A 15,560-nucleotide genomic window follows, 5' to 3' on the forward strand; every position below is an offset into this window, starting at 1 on the left:
CCTGCTTCCACTCTAGAGGTCGTCTCGGGTGCACCTGCAGTTAACGCCTGCGCAGGGTGCATCGATCCACCGATGCGGCGGGGATGTGCACAGTACAACTGCGCAGGCCGGGGCTGTGTTCCCCGCCGTCTACGCCGAGAGCGAACGGGCCGCCGACGGCCCGGGATGCGCCCCCACCGGGCGCTGGGACCCGCGACGCGGCGCCCGCGTTGTGCCCGACAGCAGCCGGGTATCGCGGAAACCGCCGGCCGACGAGACCACAGGAGGCGAGTGGGGACCACCCGGGCCGCTGCCGGGCCTCGGTAGATCTGGCCCTCGCTTGACTGCGACCGTCGCACACCAACGAGCAGCAGGGTGCATCCGGGTACGGCCCGATACACGGCGAGCACGGCCACGACACGCGGCGGACGCCTATCACACGACACCGACAAGATGTAGGCGCTCAGTTCTGTTGCACGACAACATTTTTGGTATTGACGGCGACCGATGGCCGTGTACACTCGAACGTACATTCGCAGCAACGGTTCTCGGGGGAGGTGACCATGTCTGACGAGACCACGACGCCGCTACCGCGTGCCGTCGAGTTGGTGGCCGACCTCCACCGCATCCTCGACGAGTTGCAGACCGTGGACCTGGCGCCGTGTACCGATGCCGAATTGGCTGATCTGGCGGCCGACACCGAGAAAGCGATCGCCCGGCTGACCGTGGCCGGTGACCGGCAGATCGATCAGGTCGAGGCCCGCGACCTCCCCCGCAAGGCAGGCTGCAGGACACTCATGCAGTTCATGACCCACCGGCTGCGGGTGTCCAACCCGGTGCGGCGTCGTAAGCAGATGGATGCCACCTCCCACCGGACCAGCCTCGGCGGCGACATTCTGGAGCCCGAACACCCCACGCTGGCCGAGGCGTTCGCTGTGGGAGCGGTCGGCTCCGGACACGTGCAGGCCGCCCTGGATGTCCTCGACCGCATCCCAGTCGCCATCGACCACGACATCAAGGTCGCCGCCGAACGACAGATGGCCGAGATCGCCGCCGACCACACACCTGCTGACATCACCCAACTCGGTGCTCGGCTGCTCGCTCATCTCGACCCCGACGGCACCCTCGCCGACGATTCGGATCAGAAACGGCGTCGCGGCCTGTGGATCGGTCGGCAACGCGCTGATGGCACCGCCACCATCTCCGGCACCGTCACTCCCGAACTCCACGCCCGGTTGTCGATGATGTTCGCTGTCTGGGGTAAACCCGGACTCAACAACCCCGACGACCCGCAGTCGCCGTCCGGACCGGCCGGCAGCGCTGACCCCGATGCCCTGACAGCCGCCGCCGACCGCGACGGCCGCACCCTCGCCCAGACCAATCACGACGCACTCGACGCCGCACTGGCCGCCAAATTTGCTGACGGCACTCTCGGCACCACGCATCGTGGGCTGCCGATGCAACTGATCATCAAAGCCGACCTCGGTGATCTGATCCGGGGTGCCGGACTCGCCACCACCGCCACCGGAACCCTGCTGCCCATCCGGGACCTGATCGCGATGGCCGGTGATGTTCAGCCGTGGTTGGCGATCTTCAAAGACGCCACCACCGTCCCACTGTACTTCGGACGCGGCAAACGTCTCGCCACCCGCGAACAACGCCTGGCGTCGTTTGCCCGCCCCGACGGTGAAGTGTGCTCGGCACCCGGGTGTGATCAGCCCGCCACCCAGGTCGACATGCATCACGCCCAGAAGGATTGGGCGAAGGGTGGGCTCACCGACATCGACGACCTCGCCCCCGCCTGCCCACGCCACAACCGCATGGTCGGCAACCAGCCCGGCCAATACACCACCCGAGTGGTTCGCGACGGACCCGACGAAGGCCGCTGCCTCTGGCGGTTGAACGCCGAACCCGGCGCACCACCCAACCCCGAACGCCTCAACCGCCGACCCGACATACCCAGGCGGTTCGCACACCACCTCAGCACCGTGCGCAACGACATCCACGGACCACCAACCCGGCCCGGCGATCAACCACGCCCAGACGGCCACACCCACGACGACGCACGCCGCTCATGGGCGACAGTCAGCCACGTCATCGACGTCCGACCACCCCGACCCGGCCGACGACAGGTCCGCCCCTCCCTCGTCGAAGCGCACCTCATGGAGCTACTCGCCACCCACTGAACCGGGTAGAACAACTCACACGGATCCGTCCAAACAGTCCGCCCCATCGGCGATCGGACTAGCGTCGTGGTCCATGAGTGATGACGCCGCTCGACCGTCCACGTCGGTCCATGCCGAGACCAAGACCGGCGAGCGGCGATTGCCCACGCGCCGGGTCAATCTGACCGTCTTCATAGCCTCGGCCGTCATCGTGGTCGCCTTCGCCGCCTGGGCGCTGGCGGCCCCGGCGGCGGCCGAGTCGACGATCAACGACGTCCGCGACTTCATCACCCGGTGGTTCGGCTGGTGGTACTTCATCCTCGCGACCGCCATCGTCGGCCTCGTGGTCTTCCTGGGCCTCAGCAAGTACGGGCGCTACCGGCTCGGACCGGAGGAATCGCGCCCCGAGTACAGCCTGTTCACCTGGACGGCGATGCTGTTCGCCGCGGGGATCGGCATAGATCTGATGTTCTTCTCGGTCGCCGAACCGGTGACCCATTTCCTCAACCCGCCGACCGGGCCCGCGGAGACCAACGAGGCTGCGCGCGAGGCGGTCACGTGGACGGTCTTCCACTACGGGGTCACCGGGTGGGCGATGTACGCGCTCATGGGCGGCGCGCTCGCGTATTTCGCCTTCCGGCACAATCTGCCGCTGACGATCCGGGCAGCGCTCTACCCGATCTTCGGCAAACGTGTCGAAGGCCGCTGGGGCGACGCGATCGACGTCGCGGCCGTCCTCGGCACCATCTTCGGCATCGCCACCTCACTGGGGATCGGGGTCGTCCAGCTCAACTTCGGGCTGAACGAGATCTTCGGGATCGAGCAGGGCAAGGCGGCCCAGATCGGTCTCATCGTCCTGGCGGTGGTGATCGCGACCGCGTCCGCGACGTCGGGTGTGGACAAGGGCATCCGACGCCTCTCCGAGATCAACGTGATCCTGGCGATCTGCATGCTCGTCTACATCACGGTCGCCAAGGACGCCGACTTCCTGCTCAACGGCCTCGTCCAGAACGCGGGCGATTACGTCTCCACCTTCGCCGACCGGACGCTCGACACCTTCGCGTGGGACCAGGTGAACCCGCCGCCCGGCAACGACGCCCGCGCCTTCGTCGATGGCTGGACCCTGTTCTTCTGGGCCTGGTGGGTGGCCTGGGCGCCGTTCGTGGGGCTCTTCCTCGCGCGCATCTCGCGCGGACGCACGTTGCGACAGTTCATCTTCGGCGTTCTGGTGGTCCCGTTCAGCTTCATCCTGGTGTGGATCTCGATCTTCGGAAACAGCGCCCTGCAGGTGGCCCGCGGCGATGCGGACTTCGCCGAGACGACCGCGTCCACACCCGAGGCCGGGTTCTATTCGCTGCTCGAGCAATACCCCGGTTCGACGCTGCTCATCGGGATCGCCACGATTACCGGCCTGCTCTTCTACGTGACCAGCGCCGACTCCGGCTCGCTCGTGATGGGCAATTTCACCAGCCGCCTCGACGACCCGATGGCCGATTGCACACGGTCGCTTCGTATCTTCTGGTCGGTGGCGATCGGTCTGCTGACCCTGTCGATGCTGTTCGCCGGCGGCGGCGACGGGTCGATCCTGACCCTGCAGGCCGCGACGGTGATCATGGGCCTGCCGTTCTCCTTCGTCCTCGGGCTCATCGGCATCTCACTGCTCCGTGCCGTCCGCAACGAGTCGGTGAAACTCGACAGCTTCCGGACGACGCTGCCCAAGGTGATCGCCGTCGGGCGCGGCCCGACGGAACACGGCAGCTGGCGACAGCGACTCATCGGCACCCTGCGCTTCCCCGGCCGGGTTGGGACCCGGAAGTTCATCGAAGCCAACGTCGTACCGGCCATGACCGAGGTCGCCGAACAATTCGGCCGGGAGGGGATCACCGCGACGGTCGACGAGTCGGCCGAGAACGAAGGGCTGCCGTCACCGCGCCTGATCGTCGAACTCGCCGAAGTTCCCCGTTTCGAGTACTGCGTGTGGCCGGTCTCGGCACCGACACCGACGTACGCGGTCCGGACGCAGCGTTCCGATGATCGTTACTTCCGGTGCGAGGTGTACCTCACCGAGGGCTCGCAGGGCTATTCGCTCGCCGGGTACACCCGCGACCAGATCATCGGCGACATCCTCGACCAGTACGAGCGCCATCTCGGCTACCTACATCTGCGGGACTCCGAGGGCGATCACCACGACCCCGAACCCGATCCGGACGCCGACGACGGTACCGTGCCCGACAACGACACGGACATCCCCGACAGCAGTTCTGAAGGAGCACCGGCCTGATGAGCGAGACCCTCTACATCGACGGCCGCTGGCGGGCCGCAGCCTCCGGCGGGACCCGTGAGATCCGCTGTCCCGCAGACAACTCGCTCGTCGGTGTGGTGGCCGAGGGCGGTGCGGCCGACACCGAGCAGGCCATCGCGGCGGCCCGCCGCGCGTTCGACGCCGGCGAGTGGAGCGCCACACCCGCCGCCGACCGTGGGGACCTCCTTCTCCGCGTCGCCGCCCAGATCGACGAGCGCCGAGACGAGTTCGTCCGCGCCGAGACCCTCGACACCGGCAAGCGGCCCTACGAGTCGGACATCGACATGACCGACATCGCGAACTGCTTCCGGTACTTCGGCAAGCTCGCGGCGGCCGACGCCGGGCGTGTGGTCGACACCGGGTCACCCGACGCCGATTCGCGCATCGTGTACGAACCGGTCGGCGTCTGCGGATTGATCACACCGTGGAACTACCCGCTGCTGCAGGCGGCGTGGAAGGTCGCGCCGGCACTGGCGGCGGGCAACACCTTCGTGCTCAAGCCCGCCGAACTCACCCCGCACACGTCGATCCTGCTCATGCAGGTCCTCGAGCAGGTCGGTCTCCCGGCAGGCGTGGGCAACCTCGTCCTGGGCGCGGGCGCCGAGGCCGGCGCTCCGCTGTCGTCTCATCCTGACGTCGACCTGGTCTCGTTCACCGGTGGGCTCGTGACCGGCCGGGTCATCGCCCGCGAGGCGGCGGCGACGGTGAAGAAGGTCGCGCTCGAACTCGGGGGCAAGAACCCGAACGTGGTCTTCGCCGACGCCTGCGCCACCGACGACCTCCTCGCAGCAGCAGTCGACAACGCACTCAACGCGGCGTTCCTGCATTCGGGGCAGGTCTGTTCGGCCGGAGCGCGGCTCATCATCGAGGAGTCCGCACACGATCGCTTCGTCGATGAGCTGGTCCGCCGCGCGGAGCAGATCCGGCTGGGCCTGCCCTACTCCGAGGGCACCGAGACCGGACCGCTCATCTCTGCGGCACACCGCGACAAGGTGCACGCCTACGTCGAACAGGCTCGTGCGGATGGCGCGATCATTCGCACCGGTGGCGCGTTCGCCACGGGCGATGCGGGTTCGGGGCGCCTGGACGACGGATGGTTCTATCTGCCCACCGTGATCGATCGCGCCGACCGTTCGATGGCCTGCGTGCACGACGAGGCGTTCGGACCGACCGTCACCGTGGAGACCTTCGCCACCGAGGACGAGGCCGTGACCCTGGCCAACGACACCGTCTACGGTCTCGCGGGGGCCGTCTGGTCGGCCGACGCGGCACGCGCCCGCCGCATCGCCGGACGAATCCGGGCCGGAACGGTGTGGGTCAACGACTTCGGGCCGTACCTGCCGGAAGCCGAGTGGGGCGGTTACGGCCAGTCGGGATTCGGGCGGGAGCTCGGACCCTCCGGTCTGGCGGAGTACCGCGAGGCCAAACATGTCTACGAGAATCTCCGACCGGGCGTGACCGGCTGGTTCGCGGACCGGTCCGGAGACGGCGAGGAGCGACGATGAGCGAGACCTACGACTACGTGGTCGTCGGCGGCGGCTCCGGGGGTGCCGTGGTGGCGTCGCGGCTGTCCGAGGACCCCTCGGTCTCGGTGTGCCTGCTGGAGGCGGGTCCGTCCGATGTCGGCGACGACGCGATCCTGCGGCTCGACCGGTGGATGGAACTCCTCGAATCCGGTTACGACTGGGACTATCCCATCGAACCGCAGGAGAACGGCAACGACTTCATGCGCCACGCCCGGGCGAAGGTCCTCGGCGGGTGCAGTTCGCACAACAGCTGCATCGCCTTCTGGGCGCCGCGCGAGGACCTCGACTCCTGGGAACGCGACTTCGGGTGCGCCGGATGGGGTTCGGCGGAGTTGCACCGCCTCTACCCGCAGATCGAGACCAACGACGCGCCGGGCGCGCACCACGGTCGCAGCGGCCCGGTCCACCTCATGACGGTGCCGCCGAACGACCCGTGCGGGGTCGCCCTGCTCGACGCCTGCGAGTCGATCGGCATCCCCCGCGTCGAGTTCAACAGCGGCAGCACGGTTGTCAACGGGGCCAACTTCTTCCAGATCAACCGACGACCCGACGGTGTGCGCGCCTCGTCGTCGGTCAGTTATCTGCACCCGCACCTCGACCGGCCGAACCTCACCATCCGCACCGGGTCGTGGGCAAAACGGGTGGTGATCGAGCGGGTCGACGGCGAGCTACGCGCCGTGCGCGTCGACATCACCGACAACGCGTTCGGTCGCACGACACGGATCGAGGCCCGGGGCGAGGTGATCGTGTCGGCGGGGGCGATCGACTCCCCGAAGTTGCTGATGCTCTCGGGAATCGGGCCGGCCGACGATCTGCGCGAGCACGAGATCGAGGCCCTCGTCGACGCGCCGGGGGTCGGTGAACACCTGCAGGACCACCCCGAAGGGGTGATCGGGTTCGAGACCGCGAAGCCGATGGTCCGCGAGTCGACCCAGTGGTGGGAGGCGGGCATCTTCACCACCGTCGATGCGGGTCTGACCCGGCCGGACCTGATGATGCACTACGGCAGCGTGCCGTTCGACATGCACACCCTTCGTCAGGGCTATCCGACCAGTGACAACACCTTCTGCCTGACACCGAACGTGACGCACGCGCGGTCACGGGGCACGGTGCGGTTGCGCTCCCGTGACTTCCGCGACAAGCCCCGCGTGGACCCGCGGTACTTCACCGATCTCGAGGGCTACGACATGCGGATCATGATCGCGGGCCTGCGCAAGGCGCGGCAGATTGCCGCCGCGGAGCCTCTGGCGACGTGGGTTGCGCGCGAACTCTATCCGGGCCCCGCCACCACGAGCGATGCCGAACTGGCCGACTACATCACCCGCACCCACAACACCGTCTACCACCCGGTCGGCACCGTGCGGATGGGTGCGCCCGACGACGAGCTGTCGCCGCTCGATCCCGAACTCCGCGTGAAAGGTGTTGCAGGACTTCGGGTGGCCGACGCGTCGGTGTTCCCGGAACACACGACGGTGAACCCGAACCTCACCGTGATGCTCGTCGGCGAACGCTGCGCCGAGCTGGTGCGCGCCGACAGCAACTGACCGCCAGGAGCGACTAGGTCGCGAACGAGTCGACGATCCGTTCCAGGACCGCAGCTACCTGTTCGGTGGCGGCCTCGCGATCGTCGGCGGCGGCGACGTAGAGCGCCGCCTCGTCGAGCGCGCCGATCGCGACGTGGGCCAGCGGGCGGGTGGGCTGCTCGACCGCCTGGCCCGTGGCGATCGCGGCCGCGATCAGGCCTTCGACGAGTGCGAATCCGAATTCTTCTCCGCGAGCACGCCATTCACTCCATCCGAGCACTGACGGTGCCTCGACGAGCGTGATCCGATGCACCTCCGGTTCGGTGCACAACCGCAGGAACAGACGCATACCCGCCTTCAGCGCGGCGAGCGGGTCCTCGGCGGCGCGCTCCCCCACGGCCGCCGCGATCTGCGCGACGATCGACTGTTCCACGTCGTCGTAGACGGCGACGAACAGCCCTTTCTTGTCGTCGAACTGGTGGTAGAGCGCACCGCGTGTCACGCCGGCCTCGGCGACGATCTCCTGGGTGCCGACGTCGGCGAAGCCGCGTTCGCCGAACAGCTTCCGGCCGGCGTCGATCAATGACGCGCGGGTCGCCGCGGTCCGCTCGGCCTGGGTACGACGGTTGACTTTCATACAGGTTGCACGTAACTTTCGTACTGAGTGTTCGTAAGTTACCGAGTCTACGAGAAGCGGGTCTCGCCATGACGACTGCACTGCCGACCGTCGAACTTCCGTCCGGCGTCATCGAGTACGCGACCTACGGTCCGGACGACTCGGCGCATCCGCCGGTCGTCTTCGTCCACGGCGCCGTCGTCGACCACCGGCTGTGGGAACCGACGGCACGGTTGCTCGCCGAGCGCGGATTCCGGTGCCATGTGCCCCTCATGCCGCTGGGCTCGCACCGCATCCCGCTCGGCCCCGGAGCCGACCGCTCGCCGCGCGGGATGAGCAAGCTCCTACGTGAGCTCGTCGACCGGTTCGACCTGTCGGACGCGACCCTCGTGGCCAACGACTCCGGTGGCGCCATCACCCAGTTCGCCCTCGACGACGATCCTGCGTTCGTCAGCCGGCTGGTGTTCACCAACTGCGATGCCTTCGATCTCTTTCCGCCGCAGCCGTTCCGGTTGTACTTCGCGCTGATGAAGCACCGACTTCTGCTGAAACCGCTGGCCGAGGCGATGCGCCTGCGTGCACTACGCCATTCCGCGCTGGGCGTCGGTCTGCTGTTGAACGATCCCGATCCCGACCTCACCGGCTCGGTCTTCGAACCGCTGCAGCGCGACGTACGCATCCGCAACGACTTCATCGAGTTCCTCCGCGGCATCCGCCCCGCCGAACTGGCGCAGATCACCCCGCGAATGTCGCGCGTCGACCTCCCGGTCCGAATGGTGTGGGGTCGCGACGACCGGTGTTTCACCCCGGCCCACGGACGCCGCCTGGCCGCCGTCTTCCCGGGCGGGGCGCCGTTCGTCGAGGTTCCCGACGCCCGGACCTTCGTCTCACTCGACCAGCCACAGATTCTGGCCGACGAGATCATCGAGCTCACCGTCGGAGAACGCACCGCTCCGTGACCGCCCGGAGAACGGCGCAAGTTTTTTTCGCCACGGGCGTCGGATCATCGGGTCCGGCCGCGACGATAGAGGTGTGAGCAGCGACCAACCGGTTTCTTCGGCCCGGGGACCAGAGGGATTGCTGGCGGTCTACGACCAGGCACTGCCGGAGGTGTACGGCTTCGTCGTGCGGCGCTGCACGGATCGTCGTACCGCCGAGGACGTCACCTCGGAGACCTTCCTGGCCGCCATGGACTCCGTCCGACGACGCCGCGACACCGAACCGACCACTCCGTGGCTCATCGGGATCGCCCGGCACAAACTCGCCGACCACTGGCGACGTGCACAGCGCACGCCGGAACCGGTCGACGACCTGCCCGACCACGGGGACGACCCGTGGGACACCGAACTCGACCGGATGGTCGCCCATCACACGCTCGGCCAGTTGTCGCCGATCCACCGTTCGGTGCTGACGCTGCGCTACGTCGACGACCTCCCCGTCGGCGAGTGCGCGGAGATTTTGGGCCGCACGGTCGGCGCCACCGAGGCGCTTCTCACCAGGGCCAAGCGGGCGTTCCGCGCCGCCTACCCCGAAACACAACCCCAGCCCAGCGGGAGAGGAGGTCACGCATGAGCACCCGGAACAGCTCGCGCTTCGACGCAGCACGAGATCCGCTGCACGTCCTGAACGCAGCGCGCACGCCGGGCTTCGACGATCCGGTCCGTCCCGACCTGGATTTCGCCGCCGCGCTGCGGGACCGCCTCGAGCGCGGGGCGACCCTACCCGAAGGAGTCGTCATGGCCACCGCAACACAACTCGACGCAACCGAGACCGTCCGGACCGAGGCGCCCGCCCGACCGGAACCGACGGTCGAACGTCCCGGCGCCCTCCCGTATCTCGTCGTCGCCGAACCGCAGGCGGCGATCGACTGGTACGTCGACACGCTCGGCGCCCGGCTGCGCGGCGAGCCGATCGTGATGTCCGACGGCGTGATCGGTCACGCCGAACTCGAACTGGGCGGCGGCGCGGTTTATCTCGCCGCCGAGTTCCCGGACCTCGGACTCCGGGCGCCCGCACCCGGACAGGTCTCGGTCAGCCTGATGGTCGCCGTCGACGACACCGACGACGCGGCCGCCACGGCCGCCCGCGCGGGAGCCGCGGTGATCCGAGAGCCGTATGAAGCCCACGGCACCCGCACCGCGGTGATCGTCGACCCGTTCGGCCACCGCTGGATGCTGAGTGGACCGTCGAAGACCGTGGGCACCGAGATGGTCCATCAGGGCGACATCGGCTACATGTCCCTGAACACACCCGACGCGGCCCGCGCCCGGCGCTTCTACGGCGACGTCCTGGGCTGGGAGTTCGACACCGAGGGCCGGCGCGTCACCAACGTCGGCCACCGCCTCGGCATCTTCGAGACCGACGGCACACCGACGGTCTTCTGCGCGTACGCCGTCGACGACCTCGAGGCCGCGCACGAGCGCATCGTCGCAGCGGGCGGGCGGGGCGAGTTCGGCGCAAGCCCCGACGGTCATCGCGTCGTCGACGCCGTCGACGATCAGGGCGTCCGGTTCGCGGTCTACGCCGCGAACCCCGACGACGAACGCCCGCAGGCCCACCCGCGCGACCCCGGGGCCATGACCTACCTGACGGTGTTGACGCCCGACAGCGGCCGCTTCCGCGCGTTCTACGGATCGGTCCTCGGCTGGACGTTCCACGGCGGACGCATCGACGACGGCTGGGAGGTCGACGACTCGCGACCGCAGGTCGGGCTCGCGGGCGGCGCCGAGAGCTCGCTGGCAGTGCCGATGTGGACGACCGACGACGTCGTGACCACGGTCGAACGTGTCCGGGCCGCGGGCGGCACGGTGCTCGAGGAACCGAGCACCGCGCCCTACGGCATCTCGGCGCGGTGCACCGACGACCAGGGCGCTCAGTTCTACCTCGGTCAGTTGTTCTGAGTCACCCCGCGGCCAACCCGACGACGAGCACCGCCACCGCCGCGGTGGTCAGCACGGACCGCACGATGTTCCACGGCACCCAGACGGCGGTGAACCGCGTCCAGACCCCCACCGCCTCGTCGCCGCGGACGACGCCCGCGGCGTCGAGGCGGTCATTGGCCGGGACGTTGACGACCATCGTGATGACGACACCGAGCGCGGTCAGGACCGTCGCGGTCAGGACCCACCATCGGAGCCCGGAACCCCACGAGGCCCAGACGGTCAGCGCGCCGAACACCACGCCGCCGCCGAAGATCACCGCGAAGAGCGGGTTGAGGATGGCGCTGTTCATCCGCTGCATCGCCGCGACCGCGACGTCGGCGCCGGCCCGGGTCAGGCCGGGGATCACGGCATAGCCGAATCCCGCCAGCACACCGGCACTGAGGCCGGTGGTCCCGACCGTCAGGGTCACCAACACATCACGCAACAGGTCCATGGGAACAGTCCAGTGCCCTGCGGGCGCGAAAACCATGACCGGACCGGCGAATTTCCTGCTCCGCCGTCCGGCTCCCGGCTCCGGAGCGGCCACCACCGTCATGGTTGACTCTTACCCATGTCCTCTCGCTCCCGCGTCCGGGCCCTGTCCGCGCGTCTGCCCTTCGGCATCGGGACCGTCGTCTTCGCCCTGTGCGCCGCGCTGGTCGTGACCGGCGGCGTGGTGCTGGCGAGCGGCACCGACCAGACCGACGACGGCGACTACGCCTACGGCGAGCTGCGCGGCTACGAACGCGAACCGGGGACCGCCTGGACGATAGTCGGGCAGGAGGATCTACCGGACTACTCCGGCGAGGTCACCATCGAGATCGCCGACACCTCCGACGAGGGATGGCTCATCACCTACCCCTCCGGGCTGGGGCGCTCGTTCGTGATGGTGGACCGACGATCGGGAAACCTGCTGTGGGACAGCCCCATCAACGCGGGGCAGGGCGACTGCGCAGTCAACGAGGCCGGCCAGGTCGGTTGCGCGGTACAGCTCGGCACCCCACTCGAGGACGGCTTCTACCTCGTCGACGACGCCGGCATCCCGACCCGCACCGCCGAATACCTGGACACCAAATCGGTGGAGGGCCTCGGCAACAACTTCCTGCGCGTCAACCGGGTCGGGCACCAGGTCACCCTGAACACGCCGGCCGGCAACGGCATCTGGGCTCGGACCTTCGCGGCGCCGGTCGTCGGTATCGAGGTCACCGGCGACACCGTGGTCATCAGGACCGCCGACGCCAGCGAGTACCTGGTCAACCCCGCCACCGGTGAGGACCGCATCGGTTGCGATCAGTGCAGCATCAAGCTCTACCCGACCGGGGTGACCGTCGATCACCAGACGCACGGCGAGGAGAAGGTGGTCACCTACGCCACCGTCAACGGCCGGGTGGACGCCGATCCGGTCGCCGAGGCCGGCGGTCTGAGCGTGCTGCCCGGGCCGTCGACCCTCCCGGTCCTCAACGCGGCGAACCTGGTCTTCGCCGCCGAGGGGCAGTACGAGGTCCGCGACCCGGCACGTCCGGGGGCGCTGTGGCAGATCCGCGACGGCGAACTGTCCAAGGCCAATGCCATCGCGTGCGGGTCCCTCGTGAACTTCGGCCGCCTGGACGGTTCGCGGACGACCTACGCGCTCGCCGACGGCGCGCACATCGGCAGCGGACCGCCGCCGGGACCGCAGCAGCCGATCCTCGCCAACCCGCGGTGCGTCGGGTCCAGCGGCACCACCATGGTCGTCGTCAACCAGGGCCTGCTGACCGGGCTCACCCCGGCGAACACCGCGGCCTGGGAGCGCGGCCTGTCCTCCCCCGGACTCGTGCGGGTCGTCGACGGATACATCGTCGTCAGCGAGGGCAGCACCCTGTCGATGCTCCGCCCGAATTGACCCCGCTCTTCCCGTTAACCCGAGGTCTCACTCCCTTTTGTGGGCCGTTTCACATGACGGGCCGAGCTTTCGGCCTCACCTGCAAGGACACGAATCGGTGGTGGTGTCCAGACCTGAATTGATCACGACAAGGTAACGCTTTGCTCACGACCGCGTGTACGGTCGGCTCGGTTCCGCAAGCACGAACCACGAGATGTACACGCGAGGTCGATCAGTTTTGGGTAAGCACTCCAAGCCACGGAAGAAGTCACGCACACCGTTGTGGGCCACCGCCCTGCTGCCGGTGGGCGTTCTGGCCGGCGCGGCGACCGCCGGGGCCGAACTCTCCGGCAACACGCTGGCCCCCACGCCGGTGTCCGCGCCGCAGGTGACGTCCGAGACCCCGACCACGCCACCGTCCGTGACGCCGGCTGTGAAGGCCCACCCGCTGGCACCCACTCCGCCGCCGCCGCCGGTTCGGCCGGCGAGCGTGACGACGGGCACGGTCCCGGTGACCAACTACGACGCGTATGAGGCGGCCGCGAAGTCCGTCACGAGCACCCACCCGCGCTGCGGCATCGACTGGAAGGTGATCGCCGGGATCGGCCGGGTCGAGTCCCACCACGCCGACCAGGGCAACGTGAACCCCGACGGCGTCCTGCGCAGCGCGATCTTCGGTCCGCGCCTCGACGGCTCCCTCGCCGGCAACCAGGTCATCGGTGACACCGACGGCGGCGAACTCGACGGCGACCCGGTCTACGACCGCGCGGTCGGCCCGATGCAGTTCCTGCCGTCGACGTGGAAGATGTACGCCGCCGACGGCAACGGTGACGGCAAGTCCGACCCGCAGAACATCTTCGACGCCGCGCTGACCACCGCGAACTACCTGTGCGACGACGATCTCGACCTGCGCGACTCGTCCTCGCTGGTGACCGCCGTCCTGCGGTACAACAACTCGATGGAGTACGTGAACAAGGTCCTCGGTTTCGCCCGCGAATACTGATCCCGCTGCCTCACCAGGACCCTTCGTGACGCGCCCTCCGCAAGCTCCGGGCGCTCCTCAGGGAGCAGTGGGCGACGCTCGCAAGCTCGCTCCTCAGTATCTGCGGCCTGGCGGCCGTCGTGGACTCCGAGAGACCCCGTTGTGCTCGGAGGGGGCCCAATTACTGCTCCCTGAGGAGGCCGGAGCTTGCGGAGGCCGTCACGAAGGGTCCTGGTGAGATGCGTCGCCAAGCCCTTCGTGGCTCGTCGACCTCGACGCGCTCCTTCGTCGCTTGCTCGGCCCGGCGGCTAACGCTCCTCGCACCTCAGGGAGCAGCGGGGGTCGCTTCTTTCGGATCAGGGAGCGGTGCCTGCTCGCGCGTCGTTCCTAGCCCTGCGTCAGAAACGCTTGCAGCGCAGCCGAATACATCGGCACGTCGTCGGCGCCCATGAGCTCACGCGCGGAGTGCATCGCGAGCTGCGGCGCGCCGACGTCGATCGTCGTGAGCCCGGTGCGTGATGCCGTGATCGGCCCGATCGTCGACCCGCACGGCAGATCCGCGCGATGGACATATCGCTGCATGGGGACGCCCGCGGCGTCGCACGCGAGCGCGAAGACGGCCTCTCCCACCGCATCCGACGCATAGCGCAGGTTCTGGTTGACCTTCAGCACCGGTCCGCCGCCGATCGAGATGCGGTGCCCGGGTTCGTGGCGCTCGGGATAGTTCGGGTGGGTCGCGTGGGCCATGTCGCCGGACAGGCAGATGCTCGCGGCCATCGTCTGGAGGAAGTCCGCGCGTGATCCGCCGCGCGCGAGCACGATTCGTTCGCAGATCGACCCCAGGAAGTCCGAGGCGGCACCACGCTCGGAACCGCTGCCGACCTCCTCGTGATCGAACAGCACCAGCATCTTCGTGTGCGCCGACGAGCCGGCGTCGAGCAGCGCCCGCAGACCCGTGTAGCAGGTCCCCTGGTTGTCCAATCGCGGTGCGCTGAGCAGGTTTCCGTCGGCGCCGATGATCGCCGACGGCGCGACGTCGTGGGTCATGAGTTCCCAGCCGAGGAGCGCGTCCGGGTCGATGCCCGCGTACTCCGACACCCAGCCGAGGACGTCGGGGACGTCGTCGCCGATTCCCCACACCGCGTTGACATGCCGCTGCGGATCGAGCGACACGCCCTTCCGGTCCTCGGACAGGTGGATGGCGAGTTGGGGTACCCGCACCACCGGTTCGGTCACGTGAACCAGCGTGTGCGCCACCGAGTTCCCCGATCGGTACGCGAGGCGGCCGGAGAGGCCGAGATCGCGGTCGAGCCAGGAATTGAGCCAGGCGCCGCCGTAGGGTTCGAGCGCGACCATCGCGACTCCGGCCGACGAGCGGTCGGGATGCTGCTTGAGCCGCAGGTTGGGGCTGTCGGTGTGTCCGCCGACGATGCGGAAGGTGCCGGTCTGCCCGGTCTCCCAGGCGATGATCGAGCCGCCGCGGATGACGTAGTGCCGCGCCGACGGGGCGTCGAGGCCGGCGTCCGCCCACGGCTGATCCTCGAACAGCCGCGTGTACCCGGCGCTTTCGAGTTCGCGGGCCACCGTCGCGCACACGTGGAACGGCGACGGCGAGGCGTCGACAAACTCGCCGAGGCCGCGTGCGGTCGCGCTGGTCGGAATCCTGGCGGACGCACTCATCGACG

12 protein-coding genes are annotated in these 15,560 nt (G+C 68.7%); 9 read left to right on the forward strand and 3 right to left on the reverse strand.

The features are described from left to right. The first annotated feature begins 542 nt into the window (after nt 1-542). The 4 genes from KB201_RS09235 to KB201_RS09250 all read left to right on the forward strand — a co-directional run bounded on the left by KB201_RS09235 (nt 543) and on the right by KB201_RS09250 (nt 7,516). A complete protein-coding gene (locus tag KB201_RS09235; RefSeq protein WP_211538981.1) occupies nt 543-2,165 on the forward strand; it encodes an HNH endonuclease signature motif containing protein in 1,623 nt (540 codons plus the stop codon). A 73-nt stretch (nt 2,166-2,238) separates the two neighbouring features. After that, the gene (betT, locus tag KB201_RS09240) at nt 2,239-4,425 is read left to right on the forward strand and encodes a choline BCCT transporter BetT (protein ID WP_078111667.1); all 2,187 of its coding nucleotides are present in this window, start codon (nt 2,239-2,241) and stop codon (nt 4,423-4,425) included. Next, complete coding sequence (locus KB201_RS09245) at nt 4,425-5,951, forward strand: aldehyde dehydrogenase family protein (RefSeq protein WP_078111668.1); 1,527 nt, start codon at nt 4,425-4,427, stop codon at nt 5,949-5,951. The genes betT and KB201_RS09245 overlap by 1 nt, the downstream gene beginning before the upstream one ends. Next, nucleotides 5,948-7,516 (forward strand): GMC family oxidoreductase, encoded by a 1,569-nt coding sequence (locus KB201_RS09250; protein ID WP_211538988.1) that lies wholly within the window; start codon nt 5,948-5,950, stop codon nt 7,514-7,516. The genes KB201_RS09245 and KB201_RS09250 overlap by 4 nt, the downstream gene beginning before the upstream one ends. A gap of 13 nt (nt 7,517-7,529) precedes the next feature. Here KB201_RS09250 and KB201_RS09255 read toward each other — a convergent pair whose 3' ends face one another. Next, nucleotides 7,530-8,132, reverse strand: coding sequence for a TetR/AcrR family transcriptional regulator (locus tag KB201_RS09255; RefSeq protein WP_058251213.1), 603 nt, complete (start codon nt 8,130-8,132; stop codon nt 7,530-7,532). Between the two features lie 68 nt (nt 8,133-8,200). On the opposite strand from KB201_RS09255, the gene KB201_RS09260 reads away from it, so the two are divergent. The 3 genes from KB201_RS09260 (at nt 8,201) to KB201_RS09270 (ending at nt 11,011) form a co-directional block, all read left to right on the forward strand. Next, a complete protein-coding gene (locus KB201_RS09260) occupies nt 8,201-9,070 on the forward strand; it encodes an alpha/beta fold hydrolase (RefSeq protein ID WP_078111670.1) in 870 nt (289 codons plus the stop codon). Between the two features lie 118 nt (nt 9,071-9,188). Beyond that, the gene (locus KB201_RS09265; RefSeq protein ID WP_058251215.1) at nt 9,189-9,683 is read left to right on the forward strand and encodes an RNA polymerase sigma factor; all 495 of its coding nucleotides are present in this window, start codon (nt 9,189-9,191) and stop codon (nt 9,681-9,683) included. Further along, nucleotides 9,680-11,011, forward strand: a complete 1,332-nt coding sequence (locus tag KB201_RS09270; RefSeq protein ID WP_078111671.1) for a VOC family protein — start codon at nt 9,680-9,682, stop codon at nt 11,009-11,011. The genes KB201_RS09265 and KB201_RS09270 overlap by 4 nt, the downstream gene beginning before the upstream one ends. A gap of 1 nt (nt 11,012) precedes the next feature. On the opposite strand, the gene KB201_RS09275 is transcribed toward KB201_RS09270, so the two are convergent. After that, nucleotides 11,013-11,486 carry a DUF1772 domain-containing protein gene (locus KB201_RS09275; RefSeq protein WP_078111672.1) on the reverse strand — a complete coding sequence of 158 codons (474 nt, stop codon included), beginning with the start codon at nt 11,484-11,486 and terminating at the stop codon, nt 11,013-11,015. Between the two features lie 117 nt (nt 11,487-11,603). Between KB201_RS09275 and KB201_RS09280 the strand changes: the two genes are divergently transcribed. Next, nucleotides 11,604-12,914 (forward strand): PQQ-binding-like beta-propeller repeat protein, encoded by a 1,311-nt coding sequence (locus KB201_RS09280; RefSeq protein WP_211538996.1) that lies wholly within the window; start codon nt 11,604-11,606, stop codon nt 12,912-12,914. Nucleotides 12,915-13,131: 217 nt separating this feature from the next. Further along, entirely contained in the window at nt 13,132-13,896 is a 765-nt protein-coding gene (locus tag KB201_RS09285) for a lytic transglycosylase domain-containing protein (RefSeq protein ID WP_078111674.1), read from the forward strand. 366 nt (nt 13,897-14,262) lie between these two features. Here the strand turns inward: KB201_RS09285 and KB201_RS09290 are convergent, their stop codons facing one another. Further along, complete coding sequence (locus tag KB201_RS09290; RefSeq protein ID WP_078111960.1) at nt 14,263-15,555, reverse strand: M18 family aminopeptidase; 1,293 nt, start codon at nt 15,553-15,555, stop codon at nt 14,263-14,265. Between the last annotated feature and the right edge of the window lie 5 nt (nt 15,556-15,560).

The organism is Gordonia sp. SCSIO 19800, assembly GCF_018132775.1.
GTDB lineage: Bacteria > Actinomycetota > Actinomycetes > Mycobacteriales > Mycobacteriaceae > Gordonia > Gordonia hongkongensis.

Excerpts from the sequence above, each read along its gene's own strand:
- KB201_RS09275 (WP_078111672.1), bottom strand. The coding sequence starts at position 11,486 with ATGGACCTGTTGCGTGATGTGTTGGTGACCCTGACGGTCGGGACCACC.
- KB201_RS09280 (WP_211538996.1), top strand. The coding sequence starts at position 11,604 with ATGTCCTCTCGCTCCCGCGTCCGGGCCCTGTCCGCGCGTCTGCCCTTC.
- KB201_RS09250 (WP_211538988.1), top strand. The coding sequence starts at position 5,948 with ATGAGCGAGACCTACGACTACGTGGTCGTCGGCGGCGGCTCCGGGGGT.
- KB201_RS09255 (WP_058251213.1), bottom strand. The coding sequence starts at position 8,132 with ATGAAAGTCAACCGTCGTACCCAGGCCGAGCGGACCGCGGCGACCCGC.
- KB201_RS09290 (WP_078111960.1), bottom strand. The coding sequence starts at position 15,555 with ATGAGTGCGTCCGCCAGGATTCCGACCAGCGCGACCGCACGCGGCCTC.
- KB201_RS09260 (WP_078111670.1), top strand. The coding sequence starts at position 8,201 with ATGACGACTGCACTGCCGACCGTCGAACTTCCGTCCGGCGTCATCGAG.
- betT (WP_078111667.1), top strand. The coding sequence starts at position 2,239 with ATGAGTGATGACGCCGCTCGACCGTCCACGTCGGTCCATGCCGAGACC.
- KB201_RS09235 (WP_211538981.1), top strand. The coding sequence starts at position 543 with ATGTCTGACGAGACCACGACGCCGCTACCGCGTGCCGTCGAGTTGGTG.
- KB201_RS09245 (WP_078111668.1), top strand. The coding sequence starts at position 4,425 with ATGAGCGAGACCCTCTACATCGACGGCCGCTGGCGGGCCGCAGCCTCC.
- KB201_RS09270 (WP_078111671.1), top strand. The coding sequence starts at position 9,680 with ATGAGCACCCGGAACAGCTCGCGCTTCGACGCAGCACGAGATCCGCTG.